The 17,686-nt window shown below is 61.0% G+C and carries 13 protein-coding genes and 1 pseudogene; 8 read left to right on the forward strand and 6 right to left on the reverse strand.

Going from position 1 to position 17,686, the window contains the following annotated elements; translation table 11 throughout:
• Positions 1–293: 293 nt before the first annotated feature.
• From katG to EAH78_RS24260, 3 genes are all read right to left on the reverse strand, one after another.
• Positions 294–2,549 carry a catalase/peroxidase HPI gene (gene katG / locus EAH78_RS24250; protein WP_140669788.1) on the reverse strand — a complete coding sequence of 752 codons (2,256 nt, stop codon included), beginning with the start codon at positions 2,547–2,549 and terminating at the stop codon, positions 294–296.
• Positions 2,550–2,978: 429 nt separating this feature from the next.
• The gene (locus EAH78_RS24255) at positions 2,979–3,563 is read right to left on the reverse strand and encodes a phage infection protein (RefSeq protein ID WP_193560101.1); all 585 of its coding nucleotides are present in this window, start codon (positions 3,561–3,563) and stop codon (positions 2,979–2,981) included.
• Between the two features lie 368 nt (positions 3,564–3,931).
• On the reverse strand, positions 3,932–4,792 hold the full coding sequence (locus tag EAH78_RS24260; protein WP_140669789.1) for a CAP domain-containing protein: 861 nt from the start codon (positions 4,790–4,792) through the stop codon (positions 3,932–3,934).
• Between the two features lie 220 nt (positions 4,793–5,012).
• Here EAH78_RS24260 and EAH78_RS33455 point away from each other — a divergent pair.
• Positions 5,013–5,768, forward strand: a pseudogene (locus EAH78_RS33455) (MCP four helix bundle domain-containing protein); the annotation flags it as partial.
• Between the two features lie 132 nt (positions 5,769–5,900).
• Positions 5,901–6,626, forward strand: a complete 726-nt coding sequence (locus EAH78_RS33460; protein ID WP_430539950.1) for a methyl-accepting chemotaxis protein — start codon at positions 5,901–5,903, stop codon at positions 6,624–6,626.
• Between the two features lie 131 nt (positions 6,627–6,757).
• On the opposite strand, the gene ilvD is transcribed toward EAH78_RS33460, so the two are convergent.
• Positions 6,758–8,440 carry a dihydroxy-acid dehydratase gene (ilvD, locus tag EAH78_RS24270; protein ID WP_140669791.1) on the reverse strand — a complete coding sequence of 561 codons (1,683 nt, stop codon included), beginning with the start codon at positions 8,438–8,440 and terminating at the stop codon, positions 6,758–6,760.
• Between the two features lie 223 nt (positions 8,441–8,663).
• Here ilvD and EAH78_RS24275 point away from each other — a divergent pair, with 223 nt between their 5' ends.
• From EAH78_RS24275 to EAH78_RS24285, 3 genes are all read left to right on the forward strand, one after another.
• Positions 8,664–10,001 carry an MFS transporter gene (locus EAH78_RS24275; protein WP_140669792.1) on the forward strand — a complete coding sequence of 446 codons (1,338 nt, stop codon included), beginning with the start codon at positions 8,664–8,666 and terminating at the stop codon, positions 9,999–10,001.
• Between the two features lie 25 nt (positions 10,002–10,026).
• On the forward strand, positions 10,027–11,289 hold the full coding sequence (locus tag EAH78_RS24280) for a gallate dioxygenase (protein ID WP_140669793.1): 1,263 nt from the start codon (positions 10,027–10,029) through the stop codon (positions 11,287–11,289).
• Positions 11,290–11,412: 123 nt separating this feature from the next.
• A complete protein-coding gene (locus EAH78_RS24285) occupies positions 11,413–12,660 on the forward strand; it encodes an OprD family porin (RefSeq protein ID WP_140669794.1) in 1,248 nt (415 codons plus the stop codon).
• Positions 12,661–12,821: 161 nt separating this feature from the next.
• Here EAH78_RS24285 and EAH78_RS24290 read toward each other — a convergent pair whose 3' ends face one another.
• Positions 12,822–14,033: a LysR family transcriptional regulator gene (locus EAH78_RS24290; RefSeq protein ID WP_140669795.1), complete on the reverse strand. Its 1,212-nt coding sequence runs from the start codon at positions 14,031–14,033 to the stop codon at positions 12,822–12,824.
• 155 nt (positions 14,034–14,188) lie between these two features.
• Between EAH78_RS24290 and galB the strand changes: the two genes are divergently transcribed.
• Genes galB through EAH78_RS24305 form a run of 3 tightly spaced genes read left to right on the forward strand, consistent with a single transcriptional unit; the run spans position 14,189 to position 16,715 of the window.
• Positions 14,189–14,923, forward strand: coding sequence for a 4-oxalmesaconate hydratase (gene galB, locus EAH78_RS24295; protein ID WP_140669796.1), 735 nt, complete (start codon positions 14,189–14,191; stop codon positions 14,921–14,923).
• Positions 14,920–15,636, forward strand: coding sequence for a 4-carboxy-4-hydroxy-2-oxoadipate aldolase/oxaloacetate decarboxylase (locus tag EAH78_RS24300; RefSeq protein WP_140669797.1), 717 nt, complete (start codon positions 14,920–14,922; stop codon positions 15,634–15,636). The genes galB and EAH78_RS24300 overlap by 4 nt, the downstream gene beginning before the upstream one ends.
• A 2-nt stretch (positions 15,637–15,638) precedes the next feature.
• The gene (locus tag EAH78_RS24305; RefSeq protein ID WP_140669798.1) at positions 15,639–16,715 is read left to right on the forward strand and encodes a 4-oxalomesaconate tautomerase; all 1,077 of its coding nucleotides are present in this window, start codon (positions 15,639–15,641) and stop codon (positions 16,713–16,715) included.
• Positions 16,716–16,718: 3 nt separating this feature from the next.
• On the opposite strand, the gene EAH78_RS24310 is transcribed toward EAH78_RS24305, so the two are convergent.
• Positions 16,719–17,615 (reverse strand): LysR family transcriptional regulator, encoded by an 897-nt coding sequence (locus tag EAH78_RS24310; protein ID WP_140669799.1) that lies wholly within the window; start codon positions 17,613–17,615, stop codon positions 16,719–16,721.
• Positions 17,616–17,686: the final 71 nt, after the last annotated feature.

Below are 17,686 nucleotides of genomic sequence, written 5' to 3' on the forward strand. Positions count from 1 at the left end.
TATCGAGAACGTTGATCCATGGTCAGTGAGGTGTGCGGTCGAGGCTTTAAAAGCTCAAGGCTAATAACTGACACAACCCAATCAAAATGTGGGAGCGGGCTTGCTCGCGAAGGCTGCTTAACATTCAACATTTATTTTGAATGTTAAGCAGCCTTCGCGAGCAAGCCCGCTCCCACATTTGATCTGTGTTGCCTGGGCTGATCAGCGCCATACGGTCACGCAGTTCTTGCAGGATCCGGCGCTGAGTCAGGCCACCCCAACCCTTGTCACCGGGTCGGGGTGGAACACGTGCCTCACTTCACATCAAACCGATCCAGGTTCATCACTTTGGTCCAGGCCGCCACGAAGTCTTTGACAAACTTCTCCTTCGCGTCGCTGCTCGCATACACCTCGGCCAGCGCCCTGAGTTGCGCATTCGAACCAAAGACCAGATCCGCCCGCGTCCCGGTCCACTTGACTTGACCGGTTTTACGATCCCGGCCTTCAAACTCTTGAGCGTCTTCGGAGGTCGGTTTCCATTCCACGCCCATGTCGAGCAGGTGGGTGAAGAAGTCGTTGGTCAGCGCTTCCGGTTGCTGGGTGAACACGCCGTGCTTCGTTTGTCCGACGTTGGTGTTCAACACCCGCAGGCCGCCGATTAGGGCGGTCATTTGCGGCGCACTGAGGGTCAGTTGTTGCGCCTTGTCGATCAGCAGATGCTCGGCCGGTACGCGGTAACGGGTTTTGAGGTAGTTGCGGAAGCCATCGGCGATGGGTTCGAGGAAGCCGAAGGATTCCACGTCGGTCTGTTCTTGTGAGGCGTCCGCACGCCCCGGCGTGAACGGCACCGTCACGCTATGACCGGCGTTTTTTGCGGCTTGTTCGACACCGGCGTTACCGGCCAGCACGATCAGGTCCGCCAGCGAGATTTTCTTGCCGCCGTTGTTGAACTCGCTCCGAATGCTTTCGAGTTTGGCCAACACGTTGGCCAGTTGCTCAGGCTGGTTGGACTGCCAGGACTTCTGCGGTTCCAGACGCAGGCGTCCGCCGTTGGCGCCGCCGCGTTTGTCGGAGCCACGGAAGGTCGAAGCCGCCGCCCAGGCCGTTGATACCAGCTGCGAGACACCGAGGCCCGAGGCGAGGATTTTGCTCTTGAGCGCGGCAACGTCGCTGTCGTTGACCAGTTCGTGGTCGACGTCCGGGATCGGGTCTTGCCACAGCAGTTCTTCGCTGGGCATTTCAGGGCCGAGGTAGCGGGAGAGGGGGCCCATGTCGCGGTGGATCAGCTTGAACCAGGCGCGGGCGAAGGCGTCGGAGAGCTGATCGGGGTTCTGCAGGAAGCGCCGCGCAATCGGTTCATAGATCGGATCAAAGCGCAGGGCCAGGTCCGAGGTCAGCATGGTCGGATTGCGCCGTTTCGATGGGTCGTGTGCATCTGGAATGGTCCCGGCGCCGGCGCCGTTTTTAGCGACCCACTGGTTCGCGCCGGCCGGGCTTTTGCTCAGCTCCCACTCGAAGCCGAACAGGTTTTCCAGGTAGTTGTTGCTCCACTTGGTGGGTGTGGTGGTCCAGGTCACTTCCAGGCCGCTGGTGATGGTGTCCGGACCTTTGCCGGTGCCAAAGTTGTTTTTCCAGCCAAAGCCCTGTTGTTCAAGGCCGGCCGCTTCAGGCTCTGCACCCACATTGTCGGCAGGCCCGGCGCCGTGGGTTTTGCCAAAGGCGTGGCCGCCCGCGATCAGCGCCACGGTTTCCTCATCGTTCATCGCCATGCGGCCGAAGGTTTCGCGAATGTCCAATGCCGAAGCGACGGGATCGGGATTGCCCTCCGGACCTTCCGGGTTCACATAGATCAGGCCCATCTGCACGGCGGCCAGTGGATTTTCCAGATTGCGCCCCTGATCGGTACGGCTGTCTTCATTTCTCCCAGGCTCGGCCACGAGTGGAACATCGCCGGGGGCTTGCACGGGTTTTTGCGCCTTGTCGTAGCGGGTGTCGCCACCCAGCCATTTGTTTTCCGAGCCCCAGTAAACATCCTCATCCGGTTCCCAAACATCGGCACGGCCACCGGAGAAACCCAAAGTCTTGAAGCCCATGGACTCCAGCGCGACGTTGCCGGTGAGTACGATCAGGTCAGCCCAGGAAATGTTGCGGCCATATTTTTGCTTGATCGGCCAGAGCAGCCGGCGTGCCTTGTCGAGGCTGACGTTATCCGGCCAGCTGTTGAGCGGCGCAAAGCGTTGCTGGCCGGAGCCGGCACCACCGCGGCCGTCACCGGTGCGATAAGTACCGGCGGCGTGCCAGGCCATGCGAATGAACAGTGGCCCGTAGTGACCGAAGTCGGCTGGCCACCAGTCTTGCGAATCGGTCATCAGCGCCGTGAGGTCTCTTTTTACGGCGGCAAAGTCGAGTTTTTTGAACGCTTCACTGTAATTGAAGCCCTCGTCCAAGGGATCGGACAGGGACGAGTGCTGGTGCAGGATTTTCAGATTCAGCTGGTTCGGCCACCAATCGCGGTTCGTCGTGCCACCGCCGGCGGCGTGGTTAAACGGGCATTTCGATTCATTTGCCATGTGCGAGCTACCTTTTGGGTCGTATTCATCCGGGCTATCCGGCCCTTTGTGGGTTCTGGAATAGCGACGAGCGAAAGCAATGACACAGGCTGCTGGGCCAGCAGTTGGATTCACTGATTGTTTTGATCACACAGATATCGGTACAGCGAAAAACGCGGTGCAATCACGGTGGCCCACGGCAGGCTTAGTCATGTTTCTGACTCATTCCTGTCTCCTTATCAGCTCAAAACCGGCCGGCTGACGCCAGCGCTGGGATAAGGTTAGACGCCTATCCGCAAGTCAGCTAATAGGTGGAGTATTCGGGACTGATAGGCAAAAGCTTTTATTGGCAGAGGTGAGATTGACTGCCGTGGGGAGGGCTTCCGGGAAATACGCTGGCGCTGGCGAGTGTATTTCCCTTGGCTTTTGACAGGGTCTCAGCGGCTGCTCTTACCTTGGCGTATTGAACTGGTCGGTGTAGCTACCGGACATCAGATTCGACGCGACGCGATCAGAGCCAACGCCCACGCGAGAGGAGTACGCGAGACGAGTCGCGCCCACGCGATCCGAACCGTCGGAAGCCAATTGACCGGCGCCGACATGATCTGAACCGTCGGAAGCAACCTGACCAGCGCCGACATGATCGGAACCATCGGAAGCGACCTGACCGGCGCCCACATGATCTGAGCCGTCGGAAGCGACCTGACCGGCGCCGACATGATCCGACCCATCGGAAGCAACCTGACCGGCGCCGACATGATCCGACCCATCGGAAGCGACCTGACCGGCGCCCACATGATCCGAACCATCAGAAGCAACCTGACCGGCGCCGACATGATCCGACCCATCGGAAGCGACCTGACCGGCACCAACATGATCCGAACCGTCGGAAGCGACCTGACCGGCGCCCACATGGTCCGCTCCATCCGAAGCCAATGCCCGCTGTTCCGCAGCCCAGGCACTGGACAGGCCAGCCGGGATGGCCATCGTTGTCGCGACCGCAAATACAACGCCGGTAACAAGCTTGTAGTTCATGATCTTCTCCACACCCGTTGGCCACACAGCAATCGGGGGACTGCTCGCCATTCGTTTCTTGGCAAAGTCGGCTCGGGATCAAGTTGTTGGCAAATGGCACGGGGCGCCTGACAGGTGCGCGGGTGTCGACGTTCTGCATGACACATGAGAAATCTGATCAAACAGTATAGTTCGCCAAACTTTGCCGACTTGCACACGTAAAGTGTCTGGACGGCCGGGTTCCAGACTAAGCGCGCTTTTTGATTGCGTTCGGTTCTATGCAACGGGATTGTTGGGGCCAATGCTTCTGTTGGGAATTGCTGTGTGACTGATGACCCCATCGCGGGCACGCCACGCTCCCACAGGATTTAAATGGGCCGAAGCGAAGGTCATTGCGCCCCGAACAGCATCGTCCAGTACACCCCCTCATCACCGCGCGCATCTGCTGCATACGCCGCGCCGACTTGGGTAAACATCGGGTTCATCAAATTCGCACAATGCCCGGGGCTGGCCAGCCATCCGGCCATTGCCTTGTTCGGCGAGCTCTGCCCGGCGGCGATGTTTTCGCCGATCTGCCGGCCGCGGTAACCGGCGGCCCTCGCTCGATCCGCGGGCATATCGCCGTCGGGGTCGCGGTGGGCGAAGTAGTTGCCATAGGCCATGGCCTTGCTGTGTCCTTGTGCGGCGGCGCCCAAGGCGGAGTTCCAGCTGAGCGGCCGCGCGGCAGAGAAGCGCTGACCGCCACACATCCGCGGTTTGGCCCGCGCGGCGTTGACTTGCGCCAACAAGGCTTTGGCGACGGCTCGTGTATCACCGACCTTGTGGTCGAGCACCGGCTGCGCCAGCACCACTTGCCATTCACTTCGGGCTCGGCTGACACCGATGTCGGCGTACTGGCCGTCCAGCAGCGCCCCGCAGTAATCGTCCTGGAGCATGTCAAACGCTTCATCGGCATCCTGCGCGCCGACCACCCGAATGCTGCGTACGGTCACCGCTGAATAACCGGAAGCCTTCAGCCGATCGCGCAAACCACCGCCATAACCGATGGGCAACGCCAGGTTTGAGTTCAGCGCAAGCGGCGCCAGGCGTTGTGCCGGGCGCCTGTCGCAGCGCTGGGGATGGGCACGGTAGTCATTGATCGCCGCCACCAGTTGGCGTTCGCCATTGGCATGAGCGGGGGAGGTAAATAGAGCAAACACAGGCAAAAGACACAGCGAGGCGCAGCGCAAGGCGAGGACGGTCGGGTGCATGAGGCGGACAGCTCTGATCAGAGACGACGGTAAGTGGGAATTTACGGCGCCTCTATGACTGGGGTTTTGAGACTAGGTTCAGGAGGGAAGGGCGCAAAAAACAGCGGCTATGCCTACCGCGTGTCGCAAAATGCGAAAAGTACCGGTCCAGCCTTAAATATGTGGCCGCCTCAGTCGATAGCGTTTTCATAATGCCGACGTGCCAACAGAGGGCTGCACCATGTCGATAAAACTCCGTTTACTCTTGTTGATTGGCACCAGTTTGCTGACCGCGCTGATCGTCAGCCTGGTCAGTTACGTGGGCAACTCGCAGATGGCCGATGCGGTGAATGAGAGCGAGGTCAGCATGACCGCTCTGCGCAATCACCTTGAAGCCGACATGATGCATGACGCCCTGCGCGCCGACGTACTCTCGGCCATGTTGGTGGGCTTGGGCAAAAGCACCAGCAGCAAGGCCGAAGTACACAGTTCCATCGAGGAACATGCGAAGCATTTTCGTGACGTGCTGGGTGAAAACCTCAAACTGCCGGTCAACGACACAATCAAGACCGCACTGAACAAGGTCAAGCCGAGCCTCGACACCTACATCAGCGCGGCCGAGCGCATCGTCGGCCTGGCACTGGAAAATCCAGAAGCTGCGCAGAAAGAACTGGGCACCTTCAATACCGCGTTCAGCCAACTGGAAGACCAGATGGCGGCCCTCAGCGAGTTGATCGAAACCAACACGCAACAGACCAGCCAAGGCACAGCGCAAGCCATTCATAGTGCCAACTTCACCCTCGGTATTGTGCTGATCGCCAGCCTGGTGATGCTGCTGATTCAGGGGCGCTGGGTGATTCTGAGCATCATGGGGCCGCTGCAGACCGCCAGCCGGATTGCCCAAAGCATCGCCCACGGCAACTTGAGCGAACCGATTGTCGAACCGACACAAAAGGACGAAGCCAGCGCGTTGATCCGCAGCCTGGCGACCATGCAGCGCGACCTGCGCGGCATGATCGAGGTGGTGCGCAGCAATGCCCATGGCGTCAGCGGCATGAGTGATCAACTCAGCAGCGGTTGCCATCAGGTCGCCGACAGCAGCCAGCAGCAAAGCGCCGCCGCCAGCACCATGGCCGCCGCCGCCAGTGAAATGACCGCCAGCATCGAGGAAATCACCCGCCACGCCGAACGCGCGCTGAGCATGGCCAACCAGGCCGAGTCACTGGCCAAGGATGGTGGTCGAGTGATTCATCAGGTCGTCGAAGACATGGACGGCATTGCCCGTTCCGCGCAGCAGTCGGCTCAGGTCATTCGTACGCTGGACAAGGAATCCGAAGGCATTTTCAACATCATTCAGGTGATCAAGGGCATCGCTGACCAGACCAACCTGCTGGCGTTGAACGCTGCCATTGAGGCCGCCCGTGCCGGTGAGCAGGGCCGAGGCTTTGCCGTGGTTGCCGACGAGGTGCGCAACCTCGCCGGCCGCACCAGCGCCTCCACCCAGGAAATTGCCAGCATGGTCGCGCGCATCCAGCAAAGCACTCGCGAGGCGGTGACCAGCATGGAAGCGGGTGTCGCGCAGGTCGACAAAGGCATGGCCGTGACCGCCGACGTCGAGCGGGCAATTCGTGAAATCCTCGACGCGACGCTGAGCACCACGCAACTGGTCAACGACATTACCCGCACCATCGGTGAGCAAAGCCTGGCCAGCAACGAAATCGCCCATCAGGTGGACATGATTGCGGGGATGTCGGAAGGCAACAGCAAGGTGATCGGGCAGACGGCTTCGACGACCGATGAATTGTCGAGTCTGGCGGGGAAGCTGTCGCAGTCGGTGGACCGGTTCAGGCTTTGATTTGATGGTGTCAGGCAGGACGCCTTCGCGAGCAAGCCCGCTCCCACATTTGATCTCGGGCGTTCACAAGACCAATGTGGGAGCGGGCTTGCTCGCGAAGGCGGTAGACCAGGCGACACAGAACCAAAACCCTAAAGATACTTATCCGTCACAGCCCCTTCCGAAGCACTGGACACCGTCTTCGCATACTTCGCCAACACCCCACGCTTGTACTTGGACTCCGGCCTCACCCAACGGCTCTTACGTTCAGCCAACTCAGCATCGGAAACATCCACCGTAATCAGCCGGGTTTCGGCGTCAATGGTGATCCTGTCACCATCCTCAACCAACGCAATCGGCCCACCCTCAAAAGCTTCCGGCGTGATATGACCCACGACAAATCCGTGCGAGCCACCGGAGAAACGCCCGTCAGTAATCAACGCGACTTCCTTGCCCAACCCCTTGCCCATCACCGCCGAAGTGGGCGAGAGCATCTCGCGCATGCCCGGCCCACCCTTGGGCCCTTCATAGCGGATCACGATCACATCGCCAGCCTTGACCTCACCATTGAGAATCCCCGCCAGCGCGCCTTCCTCGCCGTGATAAACCCGGGCCGTGCCTTCAAAGCGCAAACCTTCCTTGCCGGTGATCTTGGCCACGGCGCCGGTGGGTGAGAGGTTGCCGCGCAGTATCACCAGGTGGGAGTCCTTCTTGATCGGCGTGTCGAAGGGCAGGATCACGTCCTGGCCTTCGGGATAGTCGGGTACATCTTTGAGGTTTTCCGCGAGGGTTTTGCCCGTGACCGTCAGCACATCACCGTGCAGCATGCCGGCGGCGAGCATGCGTTTCATCAGCGGCTGAATGCCGCCAATCGCCACCAGTTCACTCATCATGTATTTGCCGCTGGGCCGCAGGTCAGCCACCACCGGCGACACCTTGCCCAGCTCCACGAAGTCGTCCAGCGTCAGGTCGACATCCACGGCATTCGCCATGGCCAAGAGGTGCAACACGGCATTGGTCGAGCCGGCGAGGGCGATGACCACGCGGATCGCATTTTCAAAGGCCTGGCGGGTCATGATGTCGCGGGGTTTGAGGTCCAGCTTGAGTAATTCCATCACTTGCTGGCCAGCGCGGAAACTGTCTGAGGCCTTGTCACTGCCGACAGCGTCCTGAGAACTGGAACCGGGCAGGCTCATGCCCAGCGCTTCAATGGCCGAGGCCATGGTGTTGGCCGTGTACATCCCGCCGCAGGACCCAGGGCCGGGAATCGCCACTTCTTCGATCTGCTTGACCTGAATCTCGCTGATATCCCCCCGCGCATGCTGGCCCACAGCCTCGAACACGGAAATGATGTCGGTGTGGCCCGCGCCCGGCCGAATCGTGCCGCCATAGACAAAAATCGACGGACGATTGAGCCGCGCCATGCCGATCAGGCAGCCCGGCATGTTCTTGTCACAACCGCCTACGGTCACCAGGCCGTCAAAGCCTTCGCAACCGACCACCACCTCAATCGAATCGGCGATCACCTCGCGCGACACCAGCGAATACTTCATGCCTTCAGTGCCGTTGGCAATGCCGTCGGAAATGGTGATGGTATTGAAAATGACGCCTTTGGCGCCCGCTGCGTTGGCACCTTTTTCGGCCTCAAGGGCGAGTTTGTCGATGTGCATGTTGCACGGCGTGACCATCGCCCAGGTGGACGCGATGCCGATCTGCGGCTTCTTGAAGTCGGCATCGGTGAAACCCACGGCGCGCAGCATGGCGCGTGCGGGCGCGGCTTCGACGCCGTCGATGACCTGGGAGGAGTATTTGCGCAGATCGTCTTTGTCGCTCATGACAGTTCCTCACCTCAAAGACCTGACCGGTGCGGCCCAAGCCCGGGGTTTTTAGTCTAGCCCCGGTTCGCAGATTCGGCCCGATAAGAAAAACCGATACCCCCTTAAGGATTTCCCAGAGGCGAGGCGGGCGCCTGCGGCTTTAGAGTCACGCCCAACAGGTTGACCGTCGCGCATCGACTCCACGCCTGCCGCAATTTCAAAAAAATAAGAAGGTGAATGCATGAGTAACGAATCCGTCGACATCAAGGCGTGGATCGACAACCGACCGGTTGCGCCTTATCAGTGGCTGATCATGGCCCTGTGTTTTTTCATTGTGCTGTTCGACGGTTTTGACGTCGCGGTGATGGGCTTTATCGCGCCTTCGCTGATTCAGGAATGGGGGCTGTCCAAAGCCGCTTTCGGCCCGGTGATGAGTGCCGGCATGGTCGGTCTGGCCATCGGTGCGTTGACGGCCGGTCCTTACGCCGATCGCCTGGGACGCAAAAAGGTGCTGCTGTGCGCCGTGACCGGTTTCAGTGTGTTGAGCCTGGCCTGTGCGTTCGCCCGCAATCCCTACGAACTGGCGGCACTGCGACTGTTCATGGGCGTGGCGCTGGGCGCGGCAATGCCCAATACCACCACCTTGCTGTCTGAGTACCTGCCGGAGCGCAACCGCTCGCTGTTCATCACCATCATGTTCACCGGGTTCAACATGGGTTCAGGTTTGGGAGGTTTTGTCGCTGCATGGCTGATTCCGGGTCACGGCTGGCAGGCGGTGTTGCTCTTTGGCGGGATCCTGCCGCTGTTGCTGGTGCCGTTCCTGTGGCTGTTGTTGCCCGAGTCGGCGCGTTTTCTGGCCGCTCACAATGCACCCGCCAGCCAGATTGCCAAGGTTCTGAACAAGTTGGGCGGGACGTTCACGGGCGCTACCCAATTCATCATGACCGAGCCCCAGGCGCAGCAAAAAGCCCCGGTGCGGATGTTGTTCACCGAGCGTTTCCGCCTCGGCACGTTTGCGCTGTGGCTCACCTATTTCATGGGCCTGCTGGTGATCTACCTGACGATGGGCTGGATGCCGACGTTGTTACGCGAAGGCGGTTTGTCGATCGAACGTGCGGCAACCATTACCGGGCTGTTTCAGATTGGCGGCACCGTCGGTGCGATCCTGGTCGGTTGGGCTATGGATCGACGCAATCCGAACGCAGTGATCGCGACGTCTTATGCATTGGGCGGTGGGTTTATTCTGCTGCTGGGGGCCTTCAGCCTTGAGTCCAGCCTGCTGGCCATCGGCGTGGTCGCGGCGGGGTTCTGCATGAGCGGTGCGCAGACCGGGCTCAACGCCTTTGCGCCGGGTTATTACCCGACCGCTTTCCGCGCCACCGGGGTGAGCTGGATGCTCGGCATCGGGCGTTTCGGGGCTATCTTTGGTTCTCTCATCGGGGGTGCGGTGCTCAGCCTCGGGTTGGGTCTGCCGTTGCTGTTCGCCCTGTTGAGCGTGCCGGCCTTTATCGCCGCGCTGGCGATCCTGGCCAACGGTCATGCGCGGCGCCGGGAAAGCCGGGCCTTGCTGACGCAATAATCTCTTTCAAACACAGGAATTTGTCATGGCACGCATCATCGGTGGCCTCGCGGTCTCACACACTCCCACCATCGGCTTCGCTGTCGATCACGACAAACAGAACGAGGCGGCCTGGGCGCCGATTTTCGAAGGTTTCGAACCGATCAAGGTCTGGCTCAAAGAGCAGAAACCCGACGTGCTGTTCTACATCTTCAACGACCATGTGACCTCGTTTTTCTTCGACCACTATGGCGCGTTTTCCCTTGGGGTCGATGAGCGTTACGAGGTCGCCGACGAAGGTGGCAATCCACGCTCGCTGCCTGCGGTCGGCGGGCATGCGGCCCTGTCGCGACACATCGGTCAGAGTCTGATGGCCGATGAGTTCGACATGAGTTTCTTCCGCGACAAGCCACTGGACCATGGCTTCTTCTCGCCGATGTCGGCGCTGTTGCCGTGCGAGCCGGATTGGCCGGTGGAGATTGTGCCGCTGCAAGTGGGCGTGTTGCAGTTTCCGATTCCCAGTGCGTTGCGCTGCTACAAGTTGGGCCAGGCCCTGCGCCGGGCCATCGAAAGCTACCCTGAAGACTTGAAGGTTGCGATCGTCGCCACCGGCGGTGTGTCGCATCAGGTGCATGGCGAGCGCTGTGGGTTTAATAACCCGGAGTGGGACGCGCAGTTTATCGATCTGCTGGTCAACGACCCGGTGCGCCTGACCGAAATGACCCATGCCGAGTACGCCACCCTGGGCGGGATGGAAGGTTCGGAGGTGATCACCTGGCTGATCATGCGGGGCGCGTTGTCGGCCACGGTGAAGAACCTGCATCAGGATTATTACCTGCCATCGATGACCGGCATCGCCACTTTGCTCCTGGAAAACCAGGATCGACCAGTGCCTGCCGACGTCAACGCGCGTCACTTGCAGCACATGCAACACCAATTGGCCGGGATCGAGAAACTGCAAGGGACGTACCCGTTCACCCTGGAACGCAGCGCCAAGGGTTATCGCCTGAACAAGTTTCTGCATCGCATGATCGAGCCCGAGTGGCGTCGGCGTTTTCTCGATGCGCCCGAGGCGCTGTTCGATGAAAGCGGCTTGAGCGACGAAGAGCGCGATCTGCTGCGTCGCCGTGATTGGCGCGGGTTGACCCAGTACGGGGCGATCTTCTTTGTGCTGGAGAAACTCGCGGCGGTGCTGGGCATTCCCAACCTGCAGGTCTATGCGGCCATGCGTGGGCAAAGCCTGGAAGACTTCATGAAAACCCGTAATCAGCAAGTGCTCTATTCGGTGGCGGGCAAAGCGGCGCGCTGATCGCGCCGACATTCTCGCGGCGCTTCCCGGGCCGCCCCTTGCACTTTTTCTGTTGGATCTCACTGCGCCCGGCTTTGGCGGGCGCAGGGCCTTTCTTTACCCAAAAATCGGAAAACAATAACAATGAAAGTCACGGTTAACCCTCGTATCGTCTGCACCTTCGCCATGGCCTCGGCATTTCCCCTGGCAGGTTCGGCGGCCGGCTTCCTCGAAGACGCCAGCGTCAACCTGAACCTGCGTAACTTCTACATCAACCGCAATTTCACCAACCCCGCTTACCTGCAGGGCAAGGCCGAGGAGTGGACGCAGAACTTCATCCTCGATGCGCGTTCCGGGTTCACTCAGGGGACGGTGGGTTTTGGCGTCGATGCGCTTGGCCTCCTTTCGGTAAAACTGGATGGCGGTAAAGGCACGGGCGGTACGCAGTTGCTGCCGATTGGCAGCGACGGACGTCCCGTTGATGACTTCGGTCGGCTGGCGGTGGCCGGGAAGATGAAAGTGAGCAAAACCGAAGTGAAGGTCGGCGAGTGGATGCCGGTGCTGCCGATCCTGCGTTCCGACGACGGCCGTTCCTTGCCGCAAACCTTTCAGGGCGGGCAGGTCACCTCGCAGGAACTGGCTGGCCTGAACCTGTACGGCGGTCAGTTCCGGCAGAACAGCCCGCGTAACGATGCGAGCATGGAAGACATGTTTATGCAGGGCAAAACCGCGTTCACCTCTGATCGTTTCAACTTTGTCGGCGGCGAATACAGCTTCAACGACAAACGCACGATGATCGGGGTGTGGAACGCGCAGCTCAAGGACATCTACCAGCAGCAATACCTGCAAATCGTCCACAGTCAGCCACTGGGTGACTGGACCCTCGGCGCCAACCTGGGCTATTTCTGGGGCAGTGAAGACGGCAGCGCCCGCGCGGGTGATCTGGATAACCGAACGGTCTCGGCACTGCTGTCGGCGCGTTATGGCGGCAGTACCTTCTACGTCGGCCTGCAAAAGCTCACTGGCGATGACGCGTGGATGCGGGTCAACGGCACCAGCGGCGGCACCCTGGCCAACGACAGCTACAACAGCAGTTACGACAATGCCCGGGAAAAATCCTGGCAGTTGCGTCACGACTACAATTTTGTTGCCCTGGGCGTGCCTGGCCTGACCCTGATGAACCGTTACATCAGTGGTGACAACATCCACACCGGCACCGTCACTGACGGCAAGGAATGGGGGCGCGAGTCGGAACTGGGTTACACCGTACAAAGCGGCCCGTTGAAGAGCTTCAACGTCAAATGGCGCAACTCCAGCATCCGTCGCGACTACAGCACCAATGAGTTTGATGAGAACCGCTTGATCATCAGCTATCCGCTGAGCCTGCTTTGACGACAGGCTGATGGCCCATCGTTTGATGGGCTACCGCCATCGTGAGCAGGCTCACTCCTACAGTGGATCTCCGTTGGACACAAAGTTTGTGAACGCCAGCGATCAAATGTAGGAGTGAGCCTGCTCGCGATGGCGATTACTCAGTCACCACTAAACCCCTGTCAAACCTGGGTCGCTTCCTCGCGGATCACCCGGCGGATCATGTCCATCAGGGCCTGAGCTACCGGCGAATGCAGGCTGGCGTTGCGATAGGTCAGGCCGATGGCGCGGGTGGTCTGTGGCAGCCGTAGCGGCAGGATGCACAGTTCGCCCGAGGCAATCTCCTGTTCGAGCTGATGGGCGGACACCGCCGCGAGCATGTCCGAGCGCAGCAACAGCCCGCGAATGATCGCCATGTCGGCACTTTCCACCACGGGCCGAGGGGCGGCGATACCGAACCCGGTGAAGCAGTCATCGAGCATTTTTCTTGCAGGAGAGCCGGCACGCGGCAGCACCCATTGCGTGGCGCCTAGCGCCTGATGCAAATCAGTTTGCGCTGCGAGCGGATGATCACGTCGTGCCAACACCACCATGTCTTCGGTGAACAGCGACTCGCCGACCAGGTCGCTGGCATACGCTGCCGAGCGCAAGGCGCCAAAAATGAAATCCACATCGCCGGCGCGCAGTTCCGTCGCCAGTAAATCGAACGGGCTCTCGTTGGTGATCACCTGAATGCCGGGGTGTTCGGCCACCAGGCGCACGATCGCTTCGGGCAGGATGCGCGTGCGGCCCAAGGGCAGGGCGCCGACGTGCACCACACCTTGCAATGCCCCACGAATGGCGGTGATGTCGGTGTCGAGATGACGCAGTTCATTCAGTGCCCGGCGGATCGGAAAGAGGATTTCATGACTGGCCCGGGTCGGCTGCAACCCGCGAGGCGTGCGCTCGAACAGGCTTTGACCACAACCGCTTTCCAGCACCTTGAGCGTCGAACTGACGGCAGGCTGGCTCAGGCCCAACAGGCTGGCCACGGTCTGCATGTGGTGCGTTTCACAGAGTTTGACGAACACTTGCAGGCGTCGGGCCTGGAATAGATACAACGGCTCCACGGCGAGTTTTTCGCCGGCGCCAAGCAACTTCGGCACGCTGTCCAGTTCAGCCAGCACCCGCCGTGCGCGGGGCAACAGGCGTTCGCCAAAATCGGTTAAACGCATGCCGTTGGCGTGCCGTTCAAACAGCGGCACGTCAAGCCGCGCCTCCAGCTCGGAAATCGAGCGGGTGACCACCGACTGGGCGCGAAACAGTGCCACCGACGCCCTGGAAACACTGCCGTGATCAGCCACCCGGACGAAGGCGCGCACGTGCATCAGGCTGGGAAGTTCAGGGGTATCCATGGGTTCATGCTCGGTGGGTCCACGTTTCGCCGGACTATGCCTCTGTGCTTGAGGGGAGGCAATAAAAAAAACGCATACCTCGAACACTCGAACGCATTACTCCATCGATGGGCCCCGGTGCGATGCTCTTTCGACACGCAGGAGGAGCACCCGCAATGATCGAGTCATCCAAAAACGCGCTGGTCGTCAGCGCACACTCTGCCGATTTCGTCTGGCGTGCGGGCGGTGCCATCGCCCTGCATGCGCAGCAGGGCTACAACGTGCACATCGTCTGCCTGTCGTTCGGCGAGCGCGGTGAGTCGGCCAAGCTCTGGCGCAAGGGCGACATGAGCGAATCGAAGGTCAAGGCCGCACGCCGCGAAGAAGCACAGGCCGCCGCCGACATTCTCGGCGCCAGCGTCGAGTTCTTCGACATCGGCGACTATCCGATGCGCGCCGACAAGGAAACGCTGTTCCGCCTGGCCGATGTCTTCCGCCGGGTCCAGCCCGAATTCGTCCTCAGCCATTCGCTGAAAGACCCTTACAACTACGACCACCCACTGGCCATGAACCTGACGCAAGAGGCGCGGATCATCGCCCAGGCCGAAGGCTACAAACCGGGCGAGAAAATCGTCGGTGCGCCACCGGTCTACAGCTTCGAACCGCACCAGCCTGAACAGTGCGAATGGCGCCCGGACGTGTTGCTGGACATCACCGATGTCTGGGACAAAAAGTACGCGGCGATCCAGTGCATGGCCGGGCAGGAACATTTGTGGGAGTACTACACCCGTGTCGCCCAGCAGCGTGGCGTGCAAGCCAAGCGCAACGTCGGGATCACCTCGACCCGCAACATCGTGTATGGCGAGGGCTACCAGAGCATCTTCCCGCGTGTGACGGAGAACCTCGGATGAGCGAGCACATCGGAAAAACCGGCATTGTGGTGCGCAACATCACTCGGGCCGAGCCGTCGCTGGTCAATGAGCTCGGACGTTTTGGCGTCGCGACCATCCATGAGGCGCAGGGGCGCAAGGGCTTGCTGGCCTCGTCGATCACACCGATTCAACAGGGAACCGTCATCAGCGGTTCAGCGGTCACGGTGCTCGTCGCACCGGGCGATAACTGGATGTTCCATGTGGCGGTAGAGCAATGCCGGCCCGGCGACATCCTGGTGGTGGCCCCCAGTTCTCCGTGCACCGATGGCTACTTCGGCGACCTGTTGGCCACTTCGCTGAAAGCTCATGGCGTACGCGCGCTGGTGATCGACGCCGGTGTGCGCGACACCCATACGCTGCGGGAAATGGGCTTCCCGGTGTGGTCCCGCGCCATCAGTGCCCAAGGCACGATCAAAGAGACGCTGGGCTCGGTCAACCTGCCGCTGGTGTGTGGCGGTCAGTTAGTCAATCCGGGGGATGTGGTGGTGGCCGATGACGATGGAGTGGTCATTGTGCGTCGCACCGAAGTGCCGCAGGTCGTTGACGCCAGCCGCGCCCGTGCCGACCTCGAAGAACAGAAGGCCTTGCGCCTGGCCAGGGGCGAACTGGGCCTGGATATCTACAACATGCGTGGCCGGTTGGCGGACAAGGGTTTGCGCTATGTCGACAGTCTCGACGAACTCGGAGACTGAACATGGGACAAACCCGTATTCCGTGCCTGCTGATGCGCGGTGGCACGTCCAAGGGCGCGTATTTTCTGGCGGACGATTTGCCCGTTCAGCCGGCGCTGCGTGATCAGGTGCTGCTGGCGGTCATGGGTTCGCCAGACAAACGTCAGATCGACGGCCTCGGCGGTGGCGATTCGCTGACCAGCAAAGTCGCAATCATCAAACCCTCTGCGCGCGCCGAGGCGGACGTCGATTACCTGTTCGCCCAGGTGCTGGTCGAAGAGGCCCGCGTCGATTACGGGCAGAACTGCGGCAACATTCTTGCCGCAGTGGGCCCGTTCGCCATCGAGCGTGGATTGGTGGCCGTGACGGGCGACGTGACCCCGGTGCGCATCTTCATGGAAAACACCGGGCAGATCGCCGTGGCGCATGTCCCCACGCCGGACGGCAGCGTGCGCTATTCAGGCGAGGCGCGGATTGATGGCGTGCCGGGGCATGCTGCGCCGCTGATCGTCGAGTTCGAGGATGTCGCCGGCTCCAGTTGTGGTGCGCTGCTGCCGACCGGCAATGCGCTGGATATGTTCGACGGGGTTTATGTCACGTGCATCGACAATGGCATGCCGGTGGTACTGATCCGCGCCCAGACGCTGGGTTGCACCGGCTATGAAAGCCCCGAACAACTGGACGCCGACGTCGACCTCAAGGCCCGTCTCGAAGTCATCCGTCTGCAAGCTGGGCCGCGGATGAATCTTGGCGATGTACGGCAGCGTAACGTGCCCAAAATGTGCCTGGTGGCGCCGGCGCAAGCGGGCGGGGCGCTGAGCACCCGCAGCTTCATTCCGCATCGTTGCCACACCAGCATCGGCGTATTCGGTGCGGTCAGTGTCGCAGCGGCGTGTTTGATCGAGGACACGGTGGCGACGGGATTGGCCAGCGTTGGCGAGGGGGACGTGCGACGGTTGTCGATTGAGCATCCCACCGGGGAATTCACCGTGGAACTGCGTCTGAAGGAAGGGCAACTGGCCGGGTGCGGGCTGATGCGCACCGCACGGTTGTTGTTCGAGGGGGCGGTGTTTGTTCCGCAAGCGGTCTGGTCGAAGTAAGGGCTAGTGGGCCAGCGCGCACACCTCGCGAACGCAGTCGCGCAACCACCGATGCGCCGAGTCTGCATCCATGCGCGGATGCCAGAGCATAGAGATCGTGATCGGCGGCGTCGGGATTGGCAGGAGGAAACTGTGCAAACCGTTGCGCAGGTTTTGCGTGTGCCGTTCGGGCACGGTCGCGATCAGGTCTGAGGCGCGGGCCAGTGCCAGTGCCGCGGAAAAACCGCCGACGATGGTGACGATGTCACGCTCCAGCCCCAGTGATTGCAACGCCTCATCCATCGGCCCGGTGTCCCGCCCACGGCGCGAGACCAGGATGTGCCGGCCCGAGGCGTAACGGGCGGGCGTCATCTTGCCGTCGCTCAACCCATGCCCGGTGCGTACCACGCCGATAAAGCGATCCTGGAACAACGCACGGGTGCGCACTTCGGGGCTGGTGCTGTCGCCGACCACGCCGGTTTCCAGGTCGACGCTTCCGTCACGCAGCAGCGCGCTGTCCTTGTTGAGTTTCTGCAGGAAGTGCAAACGCACGCCGGGCGCTTGTTCGCCGAGGCGGGCGATGAGTGCCGGACCGAAGTTTTCGACGAAGCCGTCGCTGGTGCGCAGGGTGAACGTGCGAACCAGATGCTTGAGATCGAGTTTTTCCGCAGGGCGCAGCACCGCTTCGGCGTGCTGCACCAGCTGGCTGACTTGCTCACGCAATTCCAGCGCTCGCGGTGTCGGCACCAGCCCACGGCCGGCGCGCACCAGCAGCGGATCGCCGGTGGTTTCGCGCAACCGCGCGAGCGCACGGCTCATCGCCGACGGGCTCAGGCGCAAGCGTTGAGCGGCGCGCGCCACGCTGCCTTCGGCGAGCAGGGCATCAAGGGTAATCAGCAGGTTCAGATCGGGTGTGGTCATGGCTGAACGTTAGCACGACTTTGCCAAGACATGGCGTCGTGTGCAGGTATCAAGTGCAAACGCTGCGTCTT

The organism is Pseudomonas arsenicoxydans (assembly GCF_006438915.1).
Classification (GTDB): Bacteria; Pseudomonadota; Gammaproteobacteria; order Pseudomonadales; family Pseudomonadaceae; genus Aquipseudomonas; species Aquipseudomonas arsenicoxydans_A.

Coding starts and splice junctions, on each gene's coding strand:
- EAH78_RS24275 (WP_140669792.1), top strand. CDS start 8,664: ATGAGTAACGAATCCGTCGACATCAAGGCGTGGATCGACAACCGACCG.
- EAH78_RS24310 (WP_140669799.1), bottom strand. CDS start 17,615: ATGACCACACCCGATCTGAACCTGCTGATTACCCTTGATGCCCTGCTC.
- ilvD (WP_140669791.1), bottom strand. CDS start 8,440: ATGAGCGACAAAGACGATCTGCGCAAATACTCCTCCCAGGTCATCGAC.
- EAH78_RS24280 (WP_140669793.1), top strand. CDS start 10,027: ATGGCACGCATCATCGGTGGCCTCGCGGTCTCACACACTCCCACCATC.
- EAH78_RS24285 (WP_140669794.1), top strand. CDS start 11,413: ATGAAAGTCACGGTTAACCCTCGTATCGTCTGCACCTTCGCCATGGCC.
- EAH78_RS24255 (WP_193560101.1), bottom strand. CDS start 3,563: ATGAACTACAAGCTTGTTACCGGCGTTGTATTTGCGGTCGCGACAACG.
- katG (WP_140669788.1), bottom strand. CDS start 2,549: ATGGCAAATGAATCGAAATGCCCGTTTAACCACGCCGCCGGCGGTGGC.
- EAH78_RS33460 (WP_430539950.1), top strand. CDS start 5,901: ATGGCCGCCGCCGCCAGTGAAATGACCGCCAGCATCGAGGAAATCACC.
- galB (WP_140669796.1), top strand. CDS start 14,189: ATGATCGAGTCATCCAAAAACGCGCTGGTCGTCAGCGCACACTCTGCC.
- EAH78_RS24260 (WP_140669789.1), bottom strand. CDS start 4,792: ATGCACCCGACCGTCCTCGCCTTGCGCTGCGCCTCGCTGTGTCTTTTG.
- EAH78_RS24290 (WP_140669795.1), bottom strand. CDS start 14,033: ATGGATACCCCTGAACTTCCCAGCCTGATGCACGTGCGCGCCTTCGTC.
- EAH78_RS24305 (WP_140669798.1), top strand. CDS start 15,639: ATGGGACAAACCCGTATTCCGTGCCTGCTGATGCGCGGTGGCACGTCC.
- EAH78_RS24300 (WP_140669797.1), top strand. CDS start 14,920: ATGAGCGAGCACATCGGAAAAACCGGCATTGTGGTGCGCAACATCACT.